This is a genomic window from Streptomyces sp. NBC_00019, from assembly GCF_045041015.1.
GTDB lineage: Bacteria > Actinomycetota > Actinomycetes > Streptomycetales > Streptomycetaceae > Streptomyces.
In genome coordinates, this window is the sequence record NZ_CP108302.1 from 9,915,134 (window position 1) to 9,935,369 (window position 20,236).

At 70.1% G+C, this 20,236-nt stretch carries 20 protein-coding genes and 2 pseudogenes; 9 read left to right on the plus strand and 13 right to left on the minus strand.

Going from position 1 to position 20,236, the window contains the following annotated elements; genetic code table 11:
• Window positions 1–21: 21 nt before the first annotated feature.
• The 6 genes from OHU89_RS45945 to OHU89_RS45970 all read right to left on the minus strand — a co-directional run bounded on the left by OHU89_RS45945 (window position 22) and on the right by OHU89_RS45970 (window position 7,344).
• The gene (locus OHU89_RS45945; protein ID WP_405651914.1) at window positions 22–1,023 is read right to left on the minus strand and encodes an NAD-dependent epimerase/dehydratase family protein; all 1,002 of its coding nucleotides are present in this window, start codon (window positions 1,021–1,023) and stop codon (window positions 22–24) included.
• A 121-nt stretch (window positions 1,024–1,144) separates the two neighbouring features.
• Complete coding sequence (locus tag OHU89_RS45950) at window positions 1,145–2,269, minus strand: XdhC family protein (RefSeq protein ID WP_405651916.1); 1,125 nt, start codon at window positions 2,267–2,269, stop codon at window positions 1,145–1,147.
• Between the two features lie 122 nt (window positions 2,270–2,391).
• Entirely contained in the window at window positions 2,392–4,587 is a 2,196-nt protein-coding gene (locus tag OHU89_RS45955) for a xanthine dehydrogenase family protein molybdopterin-binding subunit (RefSeq protein ID WP_405651918.1), read from the minus strand.
• Window positions 4,584–5,567 (minus strand): FAD binding domain-containing protein, encoded by a 984-nt coding sequence (locus tag OHU89_RS45960; RefSeq protein ID WP_405651920.1) that lies wholly within the window; start codon window positions 5,565–5,567, stop codon window positions 4,584–4,586. Before OHU89_RS45960 ends, OHU89_RS45955 begins: the two co-directional genes overlap by 4 nt.
• 12 nt (window positions 5,568–5,579) lie before the next feature.
• Window positions 5,580–6,230, minus strand: coding sequence for a (2Fe-2S)-binding protein (locus tag OHU89_RS45965; RefSeq protein ID WP_405651922.1), 651 nt, complete (start codon window positions 6,228–6,230; stop codon window positions 5,580–5,582).
• A 232-nt stretch (window positions 6,231–6,462) separates the two neighbouring features.
• The gene (locus tag OHU89_RS45970; RefSeq protein ID WP_266883555.1) at window positions 6,463–7,344 is read right to left on the minus strand and encodes a helix-turn-helix domain-containing protein; all 882 of its coding nucleotides are present in this window, start codon (window positions 7,342–7,344) and stop codon (window positions 6,463–6,465) included.
• A 175-nt stretch (window positions 7,345–7,519) separates the two neighbouring features.
• On the opposite strand from OHU89_RS45970, the pseudogene OHU89_RS45975 reads away from it, so the two are divergent.
• From OHU89_RS45975 to OHU89_RS45990, 4 genes and pseudogenes are all read left to right on the plus strand, one after another.
• Window positions 7,520–8,401: pseudogene (locus tag OHU89_RS45975) on the plus strand (zinc-dependent alcohol dehydrogenase family protein); the annotation flags it as partial.
• Between the two features lie 133 nt (window positions 8,402–8,534).
• A complete protein-coding gene (locus tag OHU89_RS45980; protein ID WP_405651925.1) occupies window positions 8,535–9,200 on the plus strand; it encodes an SDR family NAD(P)-dependent oxidoreductase in 666 nt (221 codons plus the stop codon).
• Window positions 9,201–9,409: 209 nt separating this feature from the next.
• A complete protein-coding gene (locus tag OHU89_RS45985) occupies window positions 9,410–9,757 on the plus strand; it encodes a cyclophilin-like fold protein (RefSeq protein WP_405651927.1) in 348 nt (115 codons plus the stop codon).
• Window positions 9,758–9,880: 123 nt separating this feature from the next.
• Window positions 9,881–11,137: an MFS transporter gene (locus OHU89_RS45990; RefSeq protein WP_405651929.1), complete on the plus strand. Its 1,257-nt coding sequence runs from the start codon at window positions 9,881–9,883 to the stop codon at window positions 11,135–11,137.
• Between the two features lie 99 nt (window positions 11,138–11,236).
• Here the strand turns inward: OHU89_RS45990 and OHU89_RS45995 are convergent, their stop codons facing one another.
• From OHU89_RS45995 to OHU89_RS46010, 4 genes and pseudogenes are all read right to left on the minus strand, one after another.
• Window positions 11,237–11,647 (minus strand): (4Fe-4S)-binding protein, encoded by a 411-nt coding sequence (locus tag OHU89_RS45995; RefSeq protein ID WP_405651931.1) that lies wholly within the window; start codon window positions 11,645–11,647, stop codon window positions 11,237–11,239.
• 39 nt (window positions 11,648–11,686) lie between these two features.
• Window positions 11,687–11,995, minus strand: coding sequence for a GNAT family N-acetyltransferase (locus OHU89_RS46000; RefSeq protein WP_405651933.1), 309 nt, complete (start codon window positions 11,993–11,995; stop codon window positions 11,687–11,689).
• Between the two features lie 51 nt (window positions 11,996–12,046).
• Complete coding sequence (locus OHU89_RS46005; RefSeq protein ID WP_405651936.1) at window positions 12,047–12,397, minus strand: hypothetical protein; 351 nt, start codon at window positions 12,395–12,397, stop codon at window positions 12,047–12,049.
• Between the two features lie 278 nt (window positions 12,398–12,675).
• Window positions 12,676–12,936, minus strand: a pseudogene (locus OHU89_RS46010) (isochorismatase family protein); the annotation flags it as partial.
• Between the two features lie 171 nt (window positions 12,937–13,107).
• Between OHU89_RS46010 and OHU89_RS46015 the strand changes: the two are divergent.
• Both OHU89_RS46015 and OHU89_RS46020 read left to right on the plus strand, forming a co-directional pair.
• Window positions 13,108–13,575, plus strand: a complete 468-nt coding sequence (locus tag OHU89_RS46015) for a MarR family winged helix-turn-helix transcriptional regulator (protein ID WP_405651938.1) — start codon at window positions 13,108–13,110, stop codon at window positions 13,573–13,575.
• 206 nt (window positions 13,576–13,781) lie between these two features.
• Window positions 13,782–14,732, plus strand: coding sequence for an NmrA/HSCARG family protein (locus tag OHU89_RS46020; protein WP_405651940.1), 951 nt, complete (start codon window positions 13,782–13,784; stop codon window positions 14,730–14,732).
• A 165-nt stretch (window positions 14,733–14,897) separates the two neighbouring features.
• Here OHU89_RS46020 and OHU89_RS46025 read toward each other — a convergent pair whose 3' ends face one another.
• Window positions 14,898–15,380 carry a carboxymuconolactone decarboxylase family protein gene (locus OHU89_RS46025; RefSeq protein ID WP_405651942.1) on the minus strand — a complete coding sequence of 161 codons (483 nt, stop codon included), beginning with the start codon at window positions 15,378–15,380 and terminating at the stop codon, window positions 14,898–14,900.
• 308 nt (window positions 15,381–15,688) lie between these two features.
• On the opposite strand from OHU89_RS46025, the gene OHU89_RS46030 reads away from it, so the two are divergent.
• Entirely contained in the window at window positions 15,689–16,036 is a 348-nt protein-coding gene (locus OHU89_RS46030) for a GNAT family N-acetyltransferase (RefSeq protein ID WP_405651943.1), read from the plus strand.
• Between the two features lie 82 nt (window positions 16,037–16,118).
• On the plus strand, window positions 16,119–16,784 hold the full coding sequence (locus tag OHU89_RS46035) for an LLM class flavin-dependent oxidoreductase (RefSeq protein ID WP_405651945.1): 666 nt from the start codon (window positions 16,119–16,121) through the stop codon (window positions 16,782–16,784).
• A gap of 134 nt (window positions 16,785–16,918) precedes the next feature.
• On the opposite strand, the gene OHU89_RS46040 is transcribed toward OHU89_RS46035, so the two are convergent.
• The gene (locus OHU89_RS46040) at window positions 16,919–17,635 is read right to left on the minus strand and encodes an NADPH-dependent F420 reductase (RefSeq protein ID WP_405651947.1); all 717 of its coding nucleotides are present in this window, start codon (window positions 17,633–17,635) and stop codon (window positions 16,919–16,921) included.
• A gap of 26 nt (window positions 17,636–17,661) precedes the next feature.
• Entirely contained in the window at window positions 17,662–18,693 is a 1,032-nt protein-coding gene (locus OHU89_RS46045; protein WP_405651949.1) for an LLM class flavin-dependent oxidoreductase, read from the minus strand.
• A gap of 561 nt (window positions 18,694–19,254) precedes the next feature.
• On the opposite strand from OHU89_RS46045, the gene OHU89_RS46050 reads away from it, so the two are divergent.
• Window positions 19,255–19,722, plus strand: a complete 468-nt coding sequence (locus OHU89_RS46050) for a MarR family winged helix-turn-helix transcriptional regulator (RefSeq protein ID WP_266883521.1) — start codon at window positions 19,255–19,257, stop codon at window positions 19,720–19,722.
• The last annotated feature ends 514 nt before the right edge of the window (window positions 19,723–20,236 follow it).

Here is a 20,236-nt window from a genome sequence, read left to right on the forward strand (position 1 = left end):
CCGGTCTGTGGCACCGCAGTTCTACACCGTGCGCATCCCGGCCCGCGCGAACTCCGCCATACCGTCCGCGAACCCGACCTCCGGCTTCCACCCCAGATCGGCACGAAGCCGCGCGGAGTCGGCGGTGATGTGCCGTACGTCCCCGAGCCGGTACTCGCCCGTGACGACCGGCTCGGGCCCGCCGTACGCGGCGGCCAGGGCCCGCGCCATCTCGCCCACCGTGTGCGGCTCACCGCTGCCCGTGTTGTACGCCGTCAGCACCCCCGCGGCCGACGACGCCTCCAGCGCCGCCACGTTGGCCGCCGCCACATCCCGCACATGCACGAAGTCCCGGCGCTGCGCCCCGTCCTCGAACACCCGCGGTCCCTCACCGCGGGCGAGCGCGGACCGGAAGAACGAGGCCACCCCGGCGTACGGCGTATCCCTGGGCATGCCCGGCCCGTACACGTTGTGATAGCGCAGCGACACGGCCGAACCGCCGGTGCAGCGGGCCCAGGCGGCGGCCAGGTGCTCCTGGGCGAGCTTGGTCGTCGCGTACACGTTCCGCGGATCGGCCGCGGTGTCCTCGCCGACCAGACCGGGGGAGAGGGCCGTCCCGCAGAGCGGACACGGCGGCTCGAACCGCCCGGCGTCCAGGTCGGCGACGGCACGCGGCCCGGGCCGTACGACACCGTGCCGCGGGCACTCGTAGCGCCCCTCCCCGTAGACCACCATCGACCCGGCGAGCACAAGGCGCCCGATGCCGGCCTCCGCCATGGCGGCGAGCAGCACCGCGGTGCCGAGGTCGTTGTGCGCGACGTACTCTGCCGCGTCGGCGACCCCGTTGCCCAGCCCGACCATGGCCGCCTGATGGCAGATGGCGTCCACACCGGCGAGAGCGCGGGCGACCGCAGCCGGATCGCGTACGTCGGCGCCGGGATCCGCCCGGACGTCGTACACGATCGGCTCGTGCCCGTGCGCCGCCAGCGCCTCGACGACATGGGACCCGATGAACCCGGCACCGCCGGTGACCAGTACACGCATACGGCCACGCTAGGTCCGGCGGCGCGCGGGAGAGCCGGGCCGCGCTCGCACGTCATGACTCCGTAAGAAGCAGAGGCCGCGTCGGAGCGGGACAACCCACGATGCGCGCCGGACGCCGCCTTCATGACAGCTGCACAACCGGTTCCCGGTGAATGGGCCCTGTTCGCCCGGACAGAGGCAGTCCGCTGCCGTGATGGGTGTGCGCGATGATCTCCGAGGTGATGGACACCGCCGTTTCCTGTGCCGTGCGGGCGCCGAGATCGAGCCCGATGGGCGAGTGCAGCAGGGCCAGCTGTTCGTCCCGGACGCCGGCTTCTCGCAGCAGGCGCAGGCGTTCGTCGTGGGTGCGCCGGGATCCCATCGCGCCGACATAGCCGACGGGGAGGTCCAGGGCCAGGCGCAGGAGGGGGATGTCGAACTTGGCGTCGTGGGTGAGGACGCAGATGGCCGTTCGGGCGTCCACCTCGGTGTGTTCCAGGTAGCGGTGGGGCCAGTCGATCACGACCTCGTCCGCGTGCGGGAAGCGTGCCGTGGTGGCGAAGACGGGTCGGGCGTCGCAGACGGTGACCCGGTAGCCCAGGAAGCGGCCGGCCTGACTGAGCGCGGCGGCGAAGTCGACCGCACCGAAGATCAGCATGCGGGGACGGGACGCGTGCACGTGGACCAGCGCGGACAGTCGTTCCGGGCAGGTGTCGCCATCCCCGCCGACCTCCGCCCGGGCCGTGCTTCCGGCCCGCAGCAGGGCCCACGCCTGCGCGCCGACTTCCCGTCGCACCGCTCCGGTCAGCGTGCCGGGACGTATGGCGCCCGCCGCGTCGACGTACAGCATCCCGCCCAGCAGCTCTTTAGGGCCTTCGATGACCTGGGCCACGGCGGCCGGTCGGCCCTCCACCGCGTCGGCGAGGGCGGCGGCGAGATACGGCTGGGCCGCGGGGTCGATCCGCTGGACGAGGACGTCGAGTTCGCCGCCGCAGGTCAGGCCGACGGCGAAGGCGTCGTCGTCGGAGTAGCCGAACCATGCACGTTGCGGGGCGCCCCGTTCGCTCAGCACCTGTTGGCACAGTTCGTAGACCGCGCCCTCGACGCAGCCGCCGGAGATGCTGCCGACCGCGTTGCCGTCCTCGTCAACCGCGACCGACGTGCCGATGGGCAGCGGTGCGCTGCCGCGGACTTCGATGACCGTGGCCAGGGCGAAGGGGCGGGCTCCGCGGCACCAACGGTGCAGTGTGTCCGCGATGTTCAGCATGGACGGGTCCTTCGGGCAAAGGGTGTGGGGGCGGGAGTCCGGCAGCGGTACGGGGGCCCGCTGCCGGACGGCTCGGTGTGCGCTCCGGTCGACGATGAGCCCGCCGACCGGAGCGCGGGGCGTCAGAGCAACGTCTCTGCCGTGATGGGCAGTTGGCGCACCCGGCGGCCGGTGGCGTTGAACACCGCGTTGGCGATGGCGGGCGCCACGCCGCAGATCACCAGCTCGGCAAGGCCCTTCACGCCGAGCGCGTCGGCGTGCATGTCCTCGCCGTCGAGGTAGATCGCCCTGAGGTCGGGGACGTCGGCGTTGACCGGGACCAGGTAGTCGGCGAGGTTGGCGTTGACGATCCGGCCGTCACGGTGGTCGGTGACCGTGTGCTCCAGCAGGGCCGCGCCGATGCCGCCCACCATGCCGCCGAGGGCCTGGCTGTCGGCGAGCTTGGGGCTGATGATGCGGCCGGCGTCGTACACGGAGAGCATCCGCCGTACCCGCACCAGACCCAGCGTCGCGTCCACGGCCACCTCGGTGAAGGTGGCGCTGTAGGCGCTGATGGAGAACTGTTCGCCCCGCGGCGGGTTGAAGGAGGTGTTCGCTTCGAGCCGCTCGCGGTCGTTGCGGGTCAGCAGTCGCTGGTACGTCTCGCCGCGTGCCGGATTGCCCTGCACGTGCAGTCGGCCGCCCCGGACCACGATGTCGTCGGCCGGCACCCCGTGCAGCGGCGACTTCTCGTCCTCGACGGCGAGTCGGATCGCCTGCTGCCGGAGCTGGTTGCAGACGTCGAGGGTGGCGGAGCCGACGCTCGCCATGGTCATCGAGCCGCCGTGCGGCGGGGTCTGCGGATAGCGGGAGTCGCCGAGCCGGTAGTCGACCGCGCGCACGGCGAGTCCCAGCGCGTCGGCGGCGACCTGGGTCTGAGCGGTGTACGTACCCGGGCCCATGTCGCTGGTGGCGGACTCGATCACGGCCGTGCCGTCGGCGTTCAGGCGACCGCGGGACTGGGCCGGGGCGACGCCGGTGTGGTAGACGCCCGAGGCCATGCCCATGCCGATCAGCCAGTCGCCGTCACGCGTCGAGCGGGGCTTCGGATTGCGGCGGTTCCAGCCGAACTCGCGGGCGCCGGTGGTGTAGCACTCCAGCAGCCGGCGCGTGGAGAACGGCGCGTTGTTCGAGGGGTCCTGGGCGGGCTCGTTGCGGCGGCGCAGCTCGATCGGGTCGATGCCGAGCTCGTGGGCGAGTTCGTCCATGGCCGACTCGACCGCGTAGACGGCCGTGGCGGCGCCGGGACCGCGCATCCAGATCGGGCTGTTCACATCCAGCGGCACCGTCCGATAGGCCTGGCGGACACTGGGCGTGCTGTAGAGCATCTGGCCGGGTGACATGACGGCCTCGGTGAACGTCTCGAACGACGAGGTCTCCGCGTCGATCCGGTGGTCCGCGGCGACCAGGCGGCCGTTGCGGTCGCCGCCGACGCTCAGCCGGTAGTCGTAGGAGGGCCTGAAGCCGGTGCCGAAGTACATCTGCCTGCGGGTCAGGACCAGCTTGACCGGACGGCCCGTCTCCCGTGCGGCCAGCGCGGCGACCACGGTGTGCGGCCAGCAGCGCAGCCCGCTGCCGAAGCCGCCCCCGACGAACGGGTTGATGACCCGCACGTTGTCCAGCGGCACATCGAACACCGTGGCGAGCTCCAGCTGTGTGCCGGGCACCCACTGGGTCTTGTCCCACACGGTGAGCCTGCCCCCGTCCCAGCGGGCGACGGTGGCGTGCGGCTCCATCGGATTGTGGTGGTTGCGCGCCAGCTGGTAGGTCAGGTCCAGCCGTACGTCCGCGTCCCGCAGCCCGGCTTCCACGTCGCCGCGCGCGTAGGCGGCCGGCTCACCCGGCTCGCCCTCGGCGAGCTCCGTCGAGGGCCGCTCGGCGTCGTAGCCGACCTTCACCAGGCTCGCGCCGTGCTGCGCGGCCTCCAGGGTGGTGGCCACCACGACGGCGACCGGGTAGCCGTGGAAGAGAACCCGGTCGTCCTGGAACACCCGCACCTTGCGGCCGGGCAGGTTGTTCGACCCGCCCGAGTTGTCGCGGTACGGCAGTGTCGGCGCGTTGCCGTGATGGATCACCCGCAGCACGCCCGGGTGGGCTTCGGCGGCACCGGTGTCGATGGAGGTGATGCGGCCGCGGCCGATGCTCGCGTCGACGATGACGGCGTGCACCATCCCCTCGGCGTCGAACTCGGCGGCGTACTTCGCCTGACCCGTGACCTTCAGGCGCCCGTCCACCCGGGACAGCGGCGCACCCACGGCTGCCTGTGGCTGGGGGCTCACTTGGTTCCTCCTACGATGCGCAGCTGGCGTTCGACGGTCCGCCTCAGCAGGGCGACCTTGAAGCGGTTGTGCACGAGAGGGCGTGCCCCCTCCGCCGCCTTCTCCGCGGCCGCGGTCCACAGGGCGTTCGAGGGCCGTCGGCCGATGAGGGCCCGCTCGACAGCGGGCAGCTTCCAGGGGACGGTGCCCACGCCGCCGGCGGCGACCTTGGCTTCGCGGATCGTTCCTCCGCGGATGTGCAGGGCCACGGCCGCCGAGGTGAGCGCGAACTCGTAGGACTGGCGGTCGCGGACCTTCAGATAGCCCGACTTCAGCGGCTGCGGAAGGGCGGGAATCTCCACCGCCGTGATCAACTCACCTTGCCGGATCGCCTGTTCACGGTGGGGGGTGCTGCCGGGCCGCAGCAGGAAGTCGGCGAACGGCACGCTGCGCTCGCGTCGGTCCGGATCCAGCAGATGCACGCGCGCCTCCAGTGCCGCGAAGGCCACCGCGACGTCGGAGGGGTGGGTGGCCACGCAGTCGTCGGAGGTGCCCAGGATCGCGTGGGAGCGGTTGATGCCGTGCAGCGCCGCACAACCGGAGCCGGGCTCGCGCTTGTTGCAGTCGGCGCTCACGTCACGGAAGTACGTGCAGCGGGTGCGCTGCATGATGTTGCCGCCGATGGTGGCCATGTTCCGCAACTGGGCCGAGGCGCTGAGCTCCAGGGCCTGGGAGACGACCGGATAGGCGGCGCGCACCGCGGGGTGAGCGGCGGCCTCGGCCATCCGCACCAGGGAGCCGATACGCAGGCCGCCCTGCTTGGTGACGAGGACTTCACGCAGCGGCAGGCCGGAGATGTCGACGAGCGTCTCGGGGTGCTCGACGGTCTCCCGCATCAGGTCGACCAGCGTGGTGCCGCCGGCGATGTAACGCCCGCCGCCGCGACCGGCGTTGAGAGCTTCCCCGGTGTCGGAGACACGAGTGTAGGCGAAGGGATGCACAGGCTGTTCCCCTTACTTCCGGTCCGCGGTCTGCTCGACCGCGCGCACGATCTTGACGTAGCAGCCGCAGCGGCAGATGTTGCCGCTCATCCACTCCCGGATCTCCTCCGCGGAGCCGGTGTGGCCCTCCTGGATGCAGCCGACGCCGGACATGATCTGGCCGGGCGTGCAGTAGCCGCACTGGAAGGCGTCCTCGTCGATGAACGCCTGTTGCAGCGGGTGGAGTCGGTCGCCCTTGGCCAGGCCCTCGACGGTGGTGACCTCGGCGCCCTCCAGCCTCACGGCCAGCGTCAGACAGGAGTTGACCCGATGACCGTCGACCAGCACGGTGCACGCGCCGCAAGCCCCTGCGTTACAGCCCTTCTTGGAACCGGTCAGCTCCAGGTGCTCGCGCAACAGGTCCAGCAGCGAGGTGCGGTTGTCGACCGTCACGGTGCGGCGGGTGCCGTTGACCGTCAGGGAGACGCGGCTGGAGGGCGAGGCCCCCGCGGCACTGGCCTCCTCCGGATCGGCGAGGAAGGTTCCTGCGATGACGCCGCCCGCGACGACGGCGCCGCCGACCGCGGTACTGGTGGCGATGAAGGTGCGCCGAGTGGGCGCCGAGGAGGACTCGTCGGATCCGGCGGGGGGAGGAACAGCGGATTCAGGGAGGTCAAGAGACATAGGCATGCCTTCGCATCACGGACGGATCGGCCATGCAGAGCAACACGGCAGGAGTGGGGGATCGTCGTCGCCGCGGACCTGGCGACCGCAGGCCTTGGTACGGCTGTCGATGCGGGAAGTCTGGCATCACGGGTAGCGGCTGTGACTGGGAGAGTTTTGTCCCCCCTTGGTTTTCTCGACCACATGGACCGCGGTCGGCGCGGTACCTGGCGTCAGCAGTCGTGCTGAACCGTCAGGTGAGCGGCCGGGACGCGGGCAGGTCCTGGTCGGCGGCCCAGGAGGCGAGGATGCTCAGCCGTTCGTGGGTGGGGGAGCCGGGCGCGGCGGTCCAGACGGTCAGGTGCTGGTCGGGGTCGGTGCTGGCGGTGAGGGTGTCCCAGTCCAGGACGAGTTCCCCGACGACCGGGTGGTTGAGGGTCTTCGTGCCCACGGTGCGGGCCGCGACGCGGTGGGCGCCCCACCACTTGGCGAACTGCTGGTCCCGCGTGGACAGTTCACCGACCAGCTCGATCAGCCGGGGGTCCTCGGGATACTTCGCGGCCTCCATCCGCAGCTGCGCCACGGAGATCTGCGCCGAGGTCTCCCAGTCGGCGTACAGGGTGCGCATGGCCGGTTCGGTGAACTGGATCCGGGGATAGTTGCGGTGCTTTTCCGGGATGCGGGAGAAATCGATGACCAGCGCGGCGGCCAACGGGTTCCAGGCCAGAATGTCCCCGCGCCGGCCCTGCACGATCGCCGGTGTGGCGGTGAGGTCGTCCAGGACCCGCTGCAGCTGTGGCTGGACCTTCTGGCGGCCGCGGCGCCGGGTGCGGGTGGTGGTCTTGCCCGCGAGCTGGAAGAGATAGCCTCGCTCGTCGTCGTCCAGATGGAGTACCCGGGCCAGGGTGTCCAGGACCGGAGCAGAGGCCTGCATTCGACCCTGTTCGAGGCGCATGTAGTAGTCGGTGCTGATGCTGGCGAGCTGGGCGACCTCCTCGCGGCGCAGCCCGGCGACCCGGCGGGGCCTGTCGCTCTCGGGCAGTCCGACCGTGCGCGGGCTCAGCTCGGCGCGGCGCTTTTTGAGGAATTCTCCCAGCTCATTAAGGGGAACATTGCTGGTCATGCTTCCCAGCATGACACCGAAGGCACCGGGGAAAGGGGGGAGAATTTCCTCCCAGGACGAATCCCTCCCTGGATGGGTTTCTCCACTTTTCGCGCATGCCACCGCGTGTGAGGCTCGTCAGCGACCGGCCGTACGCAACCGACGGCCGCGGCACACCAGAGCCTCGCAAGTGAAGGAAGGCCCACCCATGCGCGGAGCAGTCATCCATGCACCCGGCGACGTGCGCTTCGAAGAGCTGGACGACCCGAAGATCCTCCAGCCCACCGACGCAGTCATCCGCACGGTCGGCACCTGCGTCTGCGGCTCGGACCTGTGGCCCTACCGCGGCGCCGAACCGGTGGACGTGCCCCATCCCATGGGGCACGAATACGTCGGCATCGTCGAGGAGACCGGCAGCGAGGTCACGCACGTCAAGCCCGGCCAGTTCGTGGTCGGCTCCTTCGCCACCTCCGACAACACCTGCGCCAACTGCCGTAACGGCTGGCAGTCCAACTGTCTGCACCGCGAGTTCATGAGCACCTGCCAGGCCGACTACGTCCGCATCCCCAACGCCCACGGCACCCTCGTCGCCACCGACGAGCACCCCTCCGGCGAGCTGGTGCCCAGCCTGCTGGCCGTCTCCGACGTGATGGGCACCGGCTGGTACGCCGCCCTCGCCGCCGAGGTGCAGCCCGGCTCTACGGCCGTCGTGGTCGGTGACGGGGCGGTCGGCCTGTGCGGTGTGATCGCCGCCAAGGAACTCGGCGCGGAGCGGATCATCGCGATGAGCCGCCACGCGTCCCGCCAGCAGCTGGCCCTGGAGTTCGGCGCCACCGACATCGTCAGCGAACGCGGCGACGAAGGCATCGCCCGTATCAAGGACCTCACCGGCGGCATCGGCGCCGACAGTGTCCTGGAGTGCGTCGGTACCTCCGAGTCCATGCGCCAGGCCCTGCACTCCGCCCGGCCCGGTGGCAATGTCGGCTTCGTCGGCGTCCCGCACGACGTCGCGATCGACGGCCAGGAGCTGTTCTTCTCCCACGTCGGCCTGCGCGGCGGCCCCGCCCCGGTGCGCCGCTACCTGCCCGACAACTACATTTTCGACGTGGACGAGAACGTCCCCCGCACACCGGTGTGAAGGAGCAGGGCCCGGGCACCTACGCCCAGAACCTGGCCTGATCGCACCAGCCCAACCCACCTCACCGAAGGAACGACGAATCCCCATGACGACCTTCGCTCTCATCGGTGCCGGCCCGGGCCTCGGGCTCGCCACCGCCCGCCGCTTCGGCTCCGCCGGACACACCGTCGCTCTGATCTCCCGCAACGCCGAGAAGCTGGACGGACTGACCGCCGAACTCGCCCACGACGGCATCCAGGCGCGGGGCTTCACCGCCGACGTCCTCGACGCCGAGTCCCTGGACGCAGCCCTGGACGCGGCCGCTGCGGCATGGGGGCCCATCGAGATCCTCCAGTACAGCCCCGTGCCCCGCGCCGACTTCATGAAGCCGGTCCTCGACACCAGCGCCGACGACCTCGACGCGCCCCTGTCCTTCTCCGTCAAGGGCCCCGTCACCGCGGTGAACGCCGTCCTGCCCGGCATGCGCGAACTCGGCCGCGGCACCCTGCTGTTCGTCAACGGCGGCAGCGCCGTGCGACCCCACCCCGACCGGGCCGGCACCTCCATCGCCTTCGCCGCCGAGAGCGCCTACGCCCGCATGCTCCACGACGCCCTCGCCCCGCAGAACATCCACGCCGCCCAGCTGATCATCCCCGGCGCCATCCGGCCCGACGCCGAACACAGCAGCCCCGTCGTTCTGGCCCAGCGGCTGTACGACATCCACCGCGAGCGGGACGGCTTCCGCCACTACGCCGAGCCCCTGCCCGACTGAGCCCCCGCACCACTCCCATGACCTGCGCCGCCCGCCGCGCCCTGGTCCGCGCCGTTGCGGCGGCGGCTCTCCTGCTGGCCGTGACCGCCTGTACCAGCCACTCATCAGAAGCCACACCGGCCCCCGCGGCCTCCTCCCCGGCATCGTCGGGGCGGCCGGAGACATCGACATCCACCGCACCCAGTGCATCAGCCGACAGGGACACCGCCATGGCCATCCGAGTCACCATCGGCGGCCGGCCCGTCGACGCCACCCTGAACGACAGTCCTGCCGCCCACGACTTCGCCGCCCTGCTCCCGCTCACCCTGGATCTGGAGGACTTCCACCGGACGGAGCGGATCGCGGACCTGCCGCGCAGGCTGACCACCTCCGGCGCCCCGGACCCAGCCGTGCCCCGGGCCGGTGACCTGGCCTACTACGCACCCTGGGGCAACCTGGCTCTCTACTACCGCGACGGCGACTCCGCCTCCGCCGACCTGCTCATCCTCGGCCACATCGACGCCGACGCCGACCGGCTCGGCACGGCCGACCGCATCACCATCGAAGCCGCCTCCTGACCGGCCAGCCGCCGGAAAGGGGCGTAAGCCCCTCCTCCTCACGTCCCTTCAGCGGCACTGTCCGCTCCGACGGACCTCGGCCGCCACCCTGATCCCCGCGTACCGCTCAAGGAGAGACCCCCCATGCCTTCCGCATCCGGGACCACCCCCGGCAAGCTCCCCTTCGTCGTCTGGGTGCTCGCCGCCGGCACGTTCCTGATGGGAACCACCGAGTTCGTCATCGCCGGCCTCCTGCCCGAGATGGCCGGCGACCTCGGAGTCAGCGCCTCCCACGCCGGCCTGCTCATCACCGCGTTCGCCATCGGCATGATCATCGGTGGGCCGACCATGGCCCTGGCCACCCTGCGCCTGCCCCGGCACCGGACACTGATCCTGGCTCTCGCGGTCTTCAGCGTCGGCCACGTCATCGCGGCACTCAGCAGCTCCTTCACGATCGTCCTGGTCACCCGCTTCGTCACCGCCCTGGCCACGGGAGCGTTCTGGGCCGTCGGATTCGTCGTCGCGACCGCCGCCGCAGGCCCCCGCAACTCCACTCGCGCCGTCGGCGTCATGATGGGCGGACTGACCCTGGCCAACGTCATCGGCGTACCGATCGGTTCCTTCGCCGGACAGTACGTCGGCTGGCGCGGCCCCTTCTGGGCCCTGGCCGTCCTGGCCGGCCTCGCCGCAGCGTTCATCGGCCGTTTCATCCCGGCGATCGAACAGGGCTCACAGGTTTCCCTGCGGGCCGAGGTCGGTGCGCTGCGGCAGGGCCGCCTGTGGCTGGCGCTCACCGCCGCGATGCTGATCATGGGCGGTGTCCTGGCGGCCTACACCTACATCACCCCGCTGCTCACCGACCGCGCCGGCATCCCGGCAGGCGCCGTACCGCTGGTCCTGATCGTGTTCGGTATCGGTGCCGTGGGCGGCACCGTCATCGGTGGCCGCCTGGGCGACCGCCGCCCGATGGCCACCACCATCACCGCCGCCTCGGCCACCGCCCTGAGCCTGCTTCTGCTGATCCCGCTGTCGGCCACCCCCGTCACGGCCACGCTTCTGGTCTTCCTCATGGCCCTGACCGGATTCACCGTCAACCCGGTCGTCACCTCGCTCGCCGTCCGCTACGCCGGCAACGCCCCCACCCTCACCTCAGCGCTGACCACCTCCGCCTACAACACCGGCATCGCCGCCGGGTCGGCCATCGCCGGCAGGGCCATGGGCTCCTCGCTCGGCCTGACCGGACCGCCCCTGGTCGGCACCGTCTCCGCGGTCCTGACACTCGTTCCGCTCGCCGCCCTCGCCGTCAGCCGCGCACCCCGCACAGCCCGGGTCCTCGCCCAGCGCACCGCCTTGCCCCACACGCGAGACGCCGAACCCGCACGGGCACCGTCGCAGCGCTGACGCCAGCCCGGTCCAACCCTCACCGACGCCAACGCGGCCGCCCTGGACGCAGCCGCGAAGACGGCTCAGGGAGGTGCGGGGCGGCGGGCACCGCGGGTACTACTGGCCGCAGCGGCCGGAGTGGTCGCAGTACGGCTGCATCTGACTGTTCCCGCAGCCGCACAGCACGGCCCTGGTCTCGTGGTGCGTCCCTTCCTGCGTGTCCAGCGACAGGTCGCCACGCACGACCAGCTGTCCGCCAGGAGTCCGGGTGATACGGGTGGGGCGGTCCGGAGTCTCTCTCCCGCCATCTGGCAGTTCGTACCGCAGCGCACCCGAGGGGCAGCGGCGCACCACCTCGGCCAGTTGGTCGGCCGGGGCGCGATCGGGCCGGATCCACGGACGGGCGCTCGTGTCGAAGACCTCGGGCAGGCCGTTGATGCACCGGGCGGCGTGCAGGCAGCGCCTCGACTCGAAGGTCACGGTGATCTCCGGCGCCTTGTAGGCCTTCTTCTGGGGTGTGTCGCTCATGCCGGTCTCCCTCACGGTGTCTTCGCCCGGCCGGCCGAGTCAGTCGCTGACCTTGCTCCGGGCCTGGTACAGCAGGTCGGCGTACTCCGGGTGGCGGGCGATCCAGGCCGCGTAGAAGGGGCACGTGGCAAGGACCCTCAGCCCTGCGGCGCGTGCCTCGTCGAGAGAGGTCCGAGCCAGCGCGGAACCGATCCCACGGCCCTCGAACTCCGGGCGCACCTCCGTGTGCAGGAAGGCGATCAGTTCCGGTGTCCGGATGTACTGCGAGAAGCCCGCGACTTCCAACTGCCCGTCCACCGTGGCCTCGTAGCGGTGTGTCTCAGGTTGGTCGATCACCTTGACCGTCACTTGTTCTCCTTGGAATTCGGCAAAGTCTGCGATCACGAGGTAGTTGATGTATCAACAAAAATACCGAAGGAGAGTCGCTGCGTCAACCTCTACTCGTCGCGCCCGTGTGAGGTCGAGCCCGACCAACTCGCCGCGGTGCTTGAGTACACGACCGCCCACGATCACGGTGTCGATGTCGCTGGTGACCCAGGAGGTGTCGAAGCTGAACCGGCCGTACGCCCACCGCGCCCGCCCGGGCACGGCCATCAGCGCGTCGACCGCGGCGTCGGCATGGGCGGGCGTGGAACTCCCGTGGGAGCAGTCCACGACGGTGGTGACGCCGTCGGACACCGCATCGACCATGCCCAGGTAGTTGCCGGCGTAGACGTCCTCGGGGCGGAAGTGGGGGAGCAGGGCCTGCATCGCACCGAAGCAGTCGTTCAGTCGGCGGGATCGTCGTCGCGGTCCCCGACGGTCCACACCGAGGGGATGTGCCGGGCCGGTCGGCGTACGAGCGGCTCGACGAACCGTTCCAGCATCTGGGCGACGCCGTCCTCGTCGTTCCTGTCGGCTGAGCCACGGCGGGCGGAATACGGAAAGTCTCGGCATCGCTCGAGCACGGGGCGGCACCGGCGCTCGCGCCGCCCCGTTGAGTCGGTCCGCCCCTTACCGGGGGCGGTCTCGTTGGGGACGGGCGTGTTGAGGAACTGCATCTCCCAGGCGAACGCCACACCGGCGCCGCCGGAGTGGCCCATGAGCGCCGCCAGGTCCTCGGGTGCGACGAGGTCCGCGCGGGCCCAGTCGCGCTGCAGCTCGGCGAGGACGGCCATCCACGTGATCGGGACGATCCCTGCATGGACCATGCGGCGTACGGCCATGTCATGGGCCTCGACCGACACACCTCCGGAGGCGTCGGTGACGACGTAGACGTCGAAGCCCTCGCAGGCAGCCTGCAGGGCGGGGAAGACGTTTTCCTCGGGGGCAACAGGGCGTCCAGGCCGGTCTTCGGGGGACTCGCTCACGGGATCTCCTCCAGTGCCTGGAAACGTGGCACGGCGTTTCGCAGGCCACACGGACGTGACGCGTCAACGTTACGAGGATGACGTGTCAACCATCGACTAGAGTGGCTTTGCATGAAGCAGAAATCAGGCTGGCTCACCCCGCCCGAACAGCGTGCCTGGCGCGCCTTCATTGGTGTGCATCAGAAGCTCCCCGGCAGGCTGGCGCGCGCACTGCAGGGCTGCGGCAATCTGTCCGTCGCGGATTACGTCGTTCTTGTGGCCCTCACCGACGCGCCCGACGGGCTGCGGCACTTCCAGGACCTGGCCAACGCGGTGGAGTGGGAGCGGAGCCGTATGTCCCACCACCTCCGCCGCATGGCCAAGCGCGGACTGGTGACCCAGGAGTACTGCCCCAAGGACGGGCGCGGCGTCCATGTGGTCGTCACCCCTGACGGCCGCGCGGCCATCGAGACGGCCGCCCCCCACCACGTCGCCACCGTGCGCAGGCTGGTCATCGACCCTCTCAGCCCCGAAGAGCTCGACGCGCTCACCGTTCTCTGTGAACGCATCCTCGGTCGGCTGGAGATGGATCCGCCCTGATGTCATGACCTTCCATAGCTGATGGATCACGCGCCCACTGTTCAGGAAGAGCCTGACTCTCGTCGTCGCGGCATCGGCGGTGAAGGCCTTGCCGGCCCGCCGAAACGATCGTGGTTCGATTTTGACCCTCGGGTTGATGTGTCAACTGAGGTGCGCTAGCGTTGTTGATGCATCAACAACGAGCCTCTCCTGACAAGGACCCCCTAATGAGCAACAAGAAGGTCATCGCAGTCGCCGGAGCAACGGGTGCGCAGGGTGGCGGGGCCGCTCGAGCGATCCTGGCCGATCCGGAGTCGGGCTTCACGGTGCGCGCGCTCACCCGGGATCCCGACTCGCCCGCGGCCAGGGAGCTCGCGGCGCTCGGGGCCGAGGTCGTGCGGGCGGACTTCGGTGACGAGTCGACGGTGCACAACGCGTTCGAGGGCGCCTACGGTGCCTTCCTCGTCACCAACTTCTGGGCGCACGGTTCGGCGGCGCAGGAGTTGGCGGAGATTCAGGTTCTGGCCCGGGCCGCTGCGGCCACCGGACTGCGGCACGTGGTCTGGTCGACGCTGGAGGACACCCGCGCGCTGCTGCCGCTGGAGGACGGCCGGATGCCGGTGCTGCAGGAGAAGTACAACGTGCCGCACTTCGATATCAAGGGTGAGGGCAATGAGCTGTTCAGGCAGGCCGGAGTGCCGACCACCTTCCTGAACACGACCTTCTACTTCCAGGGCTTCCTGCAGGGCCTCGGCCCCCAGCGCGGCGAGGACGGCGTACTGGCGCTGAACCTGCCCCTGGAGGACGGCAAGCTCCTGTCCGGGGTGGACGTGGCGGACATCGGCCGGACGGCCTTCGCCATTCTCAAGGGCGGCGCGAGCTTCATCGGCCAGACGGTCGGCCTGGCCGGCGACCATCTGACCGGTGCGCAGTACGCGGAGAAGCTGGCAGGGGCGCTGGGCGAGCCGGTGCGCTTCCAGTCCGTGCCCTACGACTACTTCCGTACCCTCGAGATTCCGTTGGCCGAGGAGCTCGGCAACATGTTCCAGTACTACGGCGACTTCGACCGCGAGTTCACCGGCGCCCGTGATCTGACCCGGGTACGGGAGATCAACCCGGCGCTGAAGAGCTTCGACGACTGGCTGGCCGAGAACGCCTCGAAGTTCGAGTCGAACTGACTGAGCCCCGGCGCGAGCCGCGGCATTGGTGCGGCTCGCGCAAGACGAAGGCGCACGCACCGTCCGCTGTCTCCTTGGCTGACGGTATGCGTCGGGCAGGAGGTGGCGGGCCGGCGCCCCGAGGAACGTACGGCTGTACGACGCTCACGCCGCGCGGGGGACGCGTCACCCACCGGACACTGTGGCACCGTTCTCCCCTCGATTCGCCCGTACCGGGTGCTTGCTCATGATCGAGACCCGGTTGAACGCGTTGATGGTGACCGCCACCCAGATCGCAGCGGAGATCTGGTCGTCGGTGAGCACCTGCCGAGCCGTCTCGTAGGCGGATTGCTGTCCGACGGAATCGGTGGGGTCGGTCGTGGCCTCGGCCAGTTCGAGGGCCGCACGCTCCGTGGGGGAGAACACCTCGGTGTCCCGCCAGGCGGCCAGCACGCCCAGCCGCTGCGTCGACTCACCCGCGCGCAGGGCTGCCCTGGTGTGGGTGTCGAGGCAGTAGGCGCAGCCGTTGATCTGCGACACGCGGAGGTTGATCAGTTCCACAGCGGTGCGGTCGAGCCCCGCTTCGGCGGCCGCCGTCCGTACCGCTTCTGCCGTCTGCCGAAGGGCGTGGAAGGCCTTGGGGCTCTGTTTGTCGATGAAGATCCGCATGTCTCCCGCTCGTTGTCTGCTTGCTGTGGCCTTCGCTCTATGATCATGGCATTGTAGTTGATGCAACAACTAGATTCCAGGAGAGGTGGTCTCGGTGAGCAATGCAGAAGCCGAGCCGGCGGTGATGGCATGCGGGTCGCCGGTCGACGATGTACGGCCGACCGGGGCTCCCCGGGTCGACGTGCTCCCCGCGCGGGAGGTGCCGCTTTCCCGGCGGCCGTCTTCCCGCACCCGCCCTGCCCAACGCCACCATCAAGCCGCGCCGCAACCCTCCGCGTCGCTGACCTCCTTCGGAAAGGTTCCCCCCCATGAGCCAGCCTTCTGCCGACCATGCCGCCCCGGTCGTCGAGCGCGTGGACGCACACCATCGGTACGAGATCGTGGTCGACGGCAAGCGCGCCGGCGTGACCGAGTACCGCGACCACGGTGAGCAGCGCGTGTTCTTCCATACGGAGGTCGACGACGCCTACGCCGGACAGGGCCTGGCCGCACAGCTGGTGCGGCAGGCGCTCACCGACACGCGTGCCTCCGGAAAGCGGATCGTGCCTGTCTGCCCGTACGTGGCCAAGTTCCTGAAGCGGCATGACGAGTTCGCCGACATCACCGACCCCGTGACCCCCGAGGTCCTGCGGTGGCTGGAGGCGCACCTGGGCTGACTTGTCGTCGCCGGACGTGGCGGCCGAGCCTCCCCAACCGCAAGGGCAGCAGCTATCCAGGAAGGTCCGAGATGACCTGCCGATGCGCCAGCCCGTGGTCATTGCCCGCAGCGCCGCGACACTGGACCTGCTCAGTGGCGGTGGCGTCGAACTGGCGCTGGGAGCGGGCGCATTCTGGGACGCCATCGAAGCGATCGGCGGCCGGCGGCTGGCACCCGGCGAGTCCGTCGACGCCCTCGAAGAGGCCATCACGATCATCCGTGAGCTCTGGGACCCCGAAATGCGTGGCGGAGTGCGCATGGACGGCACCCACTACCACGTCGCGGGCGCCAAACGAGGCCCCGCACCCGCCCACGACATCGGCATCTGGGTCGGCGCGTACCGGCCACGGCTCCTTCGGCTGGTCGGCCGTATCGCCGACGGATGGCTGCCCAGTCTCAGCGCCTTCGAAGGCGGGCGCGCCGGACTCGCCCGCGCCGGCCGTCACGTCGACGAAGGCGCCGAAGCGGCGAGGCGTGACCCCGCGTCCGTGCGCCGACTGCTCAACATCGGCACCCCTTCCCCGTCCGGCGGCTCCGGAGCCCTCAGCGGACCGCTCACCCAGTGGGCCGAGCAACTCGCCGGGGCCACCCTCGAACACGGCATCTCCGGCTGCATTCTTGGCGGCGACGATCCCATCGCGATCCAGCAGTTCGGCGAGGAAGCCGCGCCCGCCGTACGGGAGCTGGTCGGGACATCCCGTAGCTGACCGGTCCGTCTTGATACCGGCTGCTCCCACCGGTGGACACGCCCACTACGGCTCCCCAGAACGGCGTAAGTGATCCAGCCGGCCACGGGACGTGACCGTCCAGGCTGTCGCCGAGTTCGGTGGCGTTCCGATGCCTACGACGGCTCGCGGGCCGGTGCCGAAAGAGCGGCCCGTGCGGCGGCGACGGCCCGTCCGCGCTCCGACTCGGGGAAGCGGCTGAGCATCGCGCGCAGCTCCTCGGCGTCGACGTTGGCGCCGAACAGCTCCGTGCCCGGTTCGAGCCGTACTCCTGCGGCGAGTGGTCCCGCGACGAGGGGATCGAAGCCGAAGTCGTCGACGAGGCGCGCGACGAGACTCAGGTCGTCAGGCCCGTCACCGGCGATGGCGATGGCCTTGCGGCCACGGATTCCGGCGGGCCGGGCCCCGTCCTCGAGGTCGTGGTAGCCCATGTGGTTGAAGGCCTTGACCACGCGCGCGCCGGACAGGAAGTCCTGCACGATCTCGCTCGACGAGGTGCGCGGGTCGGTGAGGTCCGCGCGGACGCCGTCGACCTCCCACCAGTAGTTCATAGCGTCGATGACGAGCTTGCCCTCCACTGCCTCCGCCGGAATGCTCCGGTACTTGCCCAGGGGGAGGGCCAGGACGACGACGTCCGCCTTCGCCGCCGCCTGAGCCGCGGTGACCGGGGTCGCGCCGGGCGTGAGGACTTCGAGGGTGAGGGCGATCTTGGCGGGGTCGCCCGATCCGGCGATGAGCACGCGGTAGCCGGCCGCACGGGCCAGTCGCGCGAGCACGGTGCCGACCTTTCCCGCGCCCAGGATGCCGATGGTCGCCATGTCGGTGGTGGCCATTTCCGCTCCGTTCGGTGTCGGTCGGGTCAGGCGGCGAGGAGGTCGCGGACCATCGGGAGAACCTTCGTGCCGTACAGCTCGACGGCGCGCAGCCGGGCGCTGATCGGCTGTGCGCCGGTGGTGTAGATGAGGTCGAACCGGCCGACACCGAGGGCCTTGATGGCGGCGGCCATCTTGCGGGCGACCGTCTCGGGGGAGCCGATGTAGAGGGAGCCGTGCTCGATCTCGTGCGCGTACTCCTCCTTGCGGAGCGGCGGCCAGCCGCGCAGCGCGCCGATGCGGTCGCGGATGACCTTGTAGTGCGGCCAGCGCAGCTCCCGGGCCTCCTCGTCCGTGTCGGCGATGAAGCCGGGCGAGTGCATGCCGACCGGGTGGGCGGTCGTACCGAACTGGTCGGCGGCGCGCTCGTAGAGGTCGATGTAGGGTGCGAAGCGCTCCGGACTGCCGCCAATGATGGCGATCATGAGCGGGAAGCCGTAGCGCGCGGTGCGGATGTCCGACTGCGGCGAGCCGCCGACACCGACCCAGGTGGTCAAGTGTCCGGAGTCGGTCTTGGGGAAGACGTCGGCGTTGTCGAGCGCGGGTCGTTTGGTGCCGCTCCAGGTGACGGGCTTCTCCTCCAGCAGTTTGGCGAAGAGCTCGATCTTCTCTTCGAACAGCACGTCGTAGTCGCTCATGTCGTATCCGAACAGGGGGAACGACTCGGTGAAGGAGCCGCGGCCGAGGATGACTTCGGCCCCGCCGTTGGAGAGCGCGTCCACGGTCGAGAAGCGCTGGAAGACCCGGACCGGATCGTCGGAGCTCAGTACCGTCACGCCGGAGGAGAGGCGGATCCGCTCGGTGCGGGTGGCGATGCCGGCGAGAACGGTCTCCGGGCTGGAGATCGCGAACTCGGGGCGGTGGTGCTCGCCGAGGGCGAGGACGTCGACGCCGGTCTCCTCCGCGAGAACGGCCTCCTCGACGACCTGCCGGATCGCCCGTGCGTCGGACACCGGGGTGCCGGAGTCGTCCTCCGGTACATCGCCGAACGTGTCCAGACCGAAGACGAGATCAGACATGGCTGGGTTCCTTCGTGAGCAGGTGTTGCGCGTGCGGGGGTGACTACATGGGACCAACGGTTGACGTATCAAATGATGGGTATTTTGATTGATGCGTCAACTAAAGGATGATCGATGGCTGGGCCACGCGAGGCGCGCTGCCCCACGAGGGTGCTCCGCTCGGTGCTCGCAGCCCGCCGGTAGAGCGAGTCCTCCCAGTTGCCCGGCGACTACGCCGTTCTTGTCGCGGGTGCTCAAGCGTTGCGGCGCGCACGGCGACGCCCCGGACGGGGGTGGAGTCGTTGCGGGCGCCTGACCGCTCCTCGTGGAAACAGGCGGGGTCGTGCGCGCGAGGAATTCCTCGCAGGAGATGCTGCCGATCGTCGACACCTCGACCGCCGGCGATGCCTGCCGCCGCCGTCGGCAGGCGGCGTCGCGTTCGAGGTCATGGAGGCTGAGCTGCTCGCTGCGATCTCGGCGACGCAGTGGACGGCGAGGTGCGACCCACCGCGGGAGGTGTCATGGCCGATGGATTGGCCTTCGGGTAACTGGGTGACCCATCAACTCATCTACACTCGCTTTATGGATGAAGACGTGCGGTGGTTGACAGCGGAGGAGCAGCACGCCTGGCGGAGCTTTGTCCGGTTGCATGAGCGGCTGGGGGGTCGCCTGTCGCGCATGTTGCAGAGTGAGTCGAAGCTCTCGGCCGCGGATTTCGGCGTGCTGGTCAATCTGACGGATGTGCCGGACGGTCGGCAGCGTTACCAGGATCTGGCCGCGGCGCTCGAGTGGGAGAAGAGCCGGATGTCCCACCACATCGCTCGGATGGCCGGGCGAGGGTTGGTGATCCGCGAGGAGTGCCCCGAGGACGCGCGGGGAGCGTTCGTGGTGATCACGGACGCCGGGCGGGTGGCGATCGAGGCAGCGGCTCCGCTGCATGTCGAGGCGGTGCGAGAGCTGTTCCTCGACCATGTCACCCCGGCGGAGCTGCGGACTCTGGCCGACATCTCCGAACGAGTGGTGGCGAAGCTGGACGAGGACTCCGCCTGATCGACCCATCGCTGTGCCAGTGGCGGCAAAGGCGCCCTGAGAGTCTCCTGGGTGCCCGACATCCCGAAACCCGGGCGGCGTGCGGCTGAGCCCCGATCCGCATGGCGGCTCCGGAGCCCGTTGTGCGGTACCTCCGGCGTCCTCAAGAACGCCATCGACTACCTGTACGGCGAGTGGACAACAAGGCCGTCGGATCCGTGTCCTACGGCGGCGTCGGCGGCGCCCGGGCCGTGGAGCACCTATGCCTGGTGTTCGCCGCCCTTGTTCATGGCGCCGGTCGGACCGGTCGAGGCTGCCTGCGCGGCGCCGATCAACGTCGGACGGTCGGTGTCGAACCTGACGATGAGCGCGACAACAGACAGACGTACGGCCCCTGTCCCGTAAACGGTGGCGACGCAGGGCGCTGACGGCCCGCTTCATGGCTTCACTCGACGAGCAAGTCATGACCGCCGAACTGTTCGACGCGCTGGCCGGACGAGGCTGACGGCCCATTTCCCCACATGCCCCACATGCC